Source organism: Ammoniphilus resinae (assembly GCF_017873965.1).
GTDB lineage: Bacteria > Bacillota > Bacilli > Aneurinibacillales > RAOX-1 > Ammoniphilus_A > Ammoniphilus_A resinae.
The window spans coordinates 1-2,869 of sequence record NZ_JAGGKT010000046.1; the positions used below are offsets into that span (position 1 = coordinate 1).

The 2,869-nt window shown below is 38.2% G+C and carries 3 protein-coding genes; all 3 read right to left on the reverse strand.

Features of this window, described 5'->3' with window-relative positions; genetic code table 11:
• Positions 1–114: 114 nt before the first annotated feature.
• Positions 115–2,151, reverse strand: coding sequence for a phage tail tape measure protein (locus J2Z37_RS25170; RefSeq protein ID WP_209813077.1), 2,037 nt, complete (start codon positions 2,149–2,151; stop codon positions 115–117).
• Positions 2,152–2,153: 2 nt separating this feature from the next.
• The gene (locus tag J2Z37_RS25175; protein WP_209813078.1) at positions 2,154–2,447 is read right to left on the reverse strand and encodes a hypothetical protein; all 294 of its coding nucleotides are present in this window, start codon (positions 2,445–2,447) and stop codon (positions 2,154–2,156) included.
• Positions 2,447–2,869, reverse strand: a 423-nt coding sequence (locus J2Z37_RS25180; RefSeq protein WP_209813079.1) for a hypothetical protein, incomplete at its 5' end; no start/stop codon positions are given. The genes J2Z37_RS25180 and J2Z37_RS25175, both read right to left, overlap by 1 nt.

A 2,869-nucleotide genomic window follows, 5' to 3' on the forward strand; every position in this document is an offset into this window, starting at 1 on the left:
GGTGACGCACTGTCTGTCTGCTAGCGCTTCCGGCCGTCGGTGCACACGGGACTTGAACCCGATAAGTATAGTGCGCTGCCAAGCGCACAAAGAAGTGGTACTATGACCACTCCTCTAAGAGAATTTTTTTCCTTTTTTCTTCAATCCATCTATAATGGTTGTAAACACCTGGTCTACATCACTTTTTCTCCCACTCATTTTAGCAACATGTACATTAAGATTGTATGTATTGGTTGTATTTGTTGTATTTGAAGATGGTGTAGTATTTAACCCTCCACCATTTGCAAATATATTATACTCTCTGGGTATTACAGCTTCACCTGCATGGAGTAAAGCTAGTCCTGTTTCTGGAACAAAAGGTGTTCCCTGAGAATAGGCAGGATAATAAGATCCACCTGAAGAACTAGAGGACATTGTAGACTGTGACGAATTCCAGAAGGAAAGTTTATCAGCCAACCAACTTACAGTATCAGAAACCCATGACTCGATTGACCTCCATACACTTTTCAATCCATTCCATAGCCCTTGGAACATACCTCTACCGATATTTGTAAGGACTGAAATTGATCCATTCAGCACTCCCTGAATGTAGGAGAGTCCTAAATCTACAATTCCACCTATAGCTTTCCACGCACCTTGTGCGATAGTCTCTAACCCCTTCATTGTTCCCGACCAATCACCACGGATAATAGAGGTCACTGTTTTGACGATTCCGCTAATAATTGATAAGGCACCACCTATAATCTTTTCGAGATTTTTCCATGCCCTCTCTGATGCTTTCATGAGGTCTTCGCCATACGTTGTCCACAAATCAGTTGCTAATTTAGTGAAATCAGAAATAATTGATTGTACTGTTTCAATTACAGTGGAAATAATAGTTTGAATGGATGTGAAAGCGGTGTTTGTGGTGGAATCTGTCTCAGTGAATGTATTTTTTAATCCACTAAATACATCTATCGTTGACGATATTACCGTACCAATCGCATCAAATGTAGTTGAAATTATCGATTGTATCTGTGGCATATGGTCTTTAATCCATTGAGCCAAATCAGCAAGAAGTGGTAATACATATTGTTGTATAGGTTCAATCATGGCTGTCTGTAGATTACGACCAATTCCTGACATGGCTTCACCAAAGGAGTTAAACTTTATCTCGTTTATTTTAGATAAAGTATCACTTGTTGAATTAAACTTATCTTCAACATTACCAAGTGCTAAGATTGTATTAGCTTCTAGATCCTCAAATTGTGTACCCATAAGTGCTACACCGATTTGATTTCTCAAAAGAGGATCTTCTAATTCACTTAATTTACGAAATACTTCTTGTGTCGCTTGTTGTGCAACTTCCCCACCTTGAGCAAAACGAGAAAACATTTCATCAGCATTTAAACCTAAAGATTCAAACCCTTCTCTAGAAGAATCAGACATATCTTTTGTTCGTATGCCTAGTTCTTTAATACTGTCTCCTACCTTATCAAGATTAAAGGCTCCTGCATCTGCTCCTGCCCCGAAAGTATTAAACATATCTTCCGCATCAAAACCAAGTTGTTTAAAATAAACAGAATACTCATTTACTGAATCCCCGAAATCACCAGCATAATCCAATCCCTCTTGGTATCCCTGAGCTAGTAGCGTAAACGCTTCTTCGCTTGAAATTCCAAATTGTTTCATTAATTGGTTAGCTTGTTTTGTAGACTCTGCCACATCTGATCCAAAAGTATCTCTTAGCAACAAAGCATTTTTTGTTGCATTCTCTAATTCTTCACCTGCTAAACCAGTGGCTTGTTTTACATTAGCCATTGACTGAGCAATGTCTTCAAACGACTCTCCATAATTAGCGTTATAGATATTTTTTAGGGACTCTTCCATGCCTTGCATTTCTTGATCGGTAGCACCTGTGGACATTTGCAAACCATTTAATGATTGTTGTAAATCATCAGCCATACTCACACCAGCTACAGCAGCTACACCAAAAGCAGCCCCTAATCCGGCTAATGCCCCTGTTGCTAATGTTCCAACGCTCAAGCCAAACTTCCCTACTTTACCACCTGTTGAATTTAACTTCTGTTCAACATCACTCATTCCTTTGTTAAAGGAATCCTGTTTAAGCACAATATCTGCCCCAAATTCCCCTAAATCAAACATTGCCATTCCTATTCACCTCCTTGTTGCTTGTAGCCTGTTAATTGTCGTAACGAACCCAAATCAGGTTCAGTAATATTCAATCTCTCAATTTGTGCAAGATATTCCCTGCCTTGAGGACTTTCTTGTAAGTCCATGATTCGATTATTTTTGAGATAAGATAAAAATACATAGTAGGAAAGTTTCATTAACTCAAAAAAGCCCATCCCTGTTTTCCTTGTTAGGTAGGTAATGGACTCCATCAATTCAATATCTACTACTTTATTGCCACTCCCTTCCCCAACGTTTGGGAGAGAGGGCATCATTAGTTTGGGTTTTGATCGATTCCTGCTACAACTTCAGTAAATACTTGTACAATCTTTTGCATCTGAGATGGAGAGAAATTCTTTTTAACAAATGCCACATCAACTGTATGGTTTTTATCCATATCTAGGATATAAGCGACCATTTCAGCCAACATTTCCACCGCATCCTTATTTCCTTTTTTAGTTTTTCTCTCTTCGAACGCCATAAATTTTAGGACTAACTCTGTTGAGGGGTTACCTGGGATTTCAAATACATTTCCACCAATTTTAAATTGAATATTCTCCGCTACCAATAAATCCAAATCAACTATACGTGCCATTTGTAAAACTGTTTTAGCTGAATTAAAAAGACCAAAAGTTGATGGTATTGCCTGACCAAATATTGACGGATATAATGACCAATATAATAGGAAAAATAGATT

Excerpts from the sequence above, each read along its gene's own strand:
- J2Z37_RS25170 (WP_209813077.1), bottom strand. The coding sequence starts at position 2,151 with ATGGCAATGTTTGATTTAGGGGAATTTGGGGCAGATATTGTGCTTAAA.
- J2Z37_RS25175 (WP_209813078.1), bottom strand. The coding sequence starts at position 2,447 with ATGATGCCCTCTCTCCCAAACGTTGGGGAAGGGAGTGGCAATAAAGTA.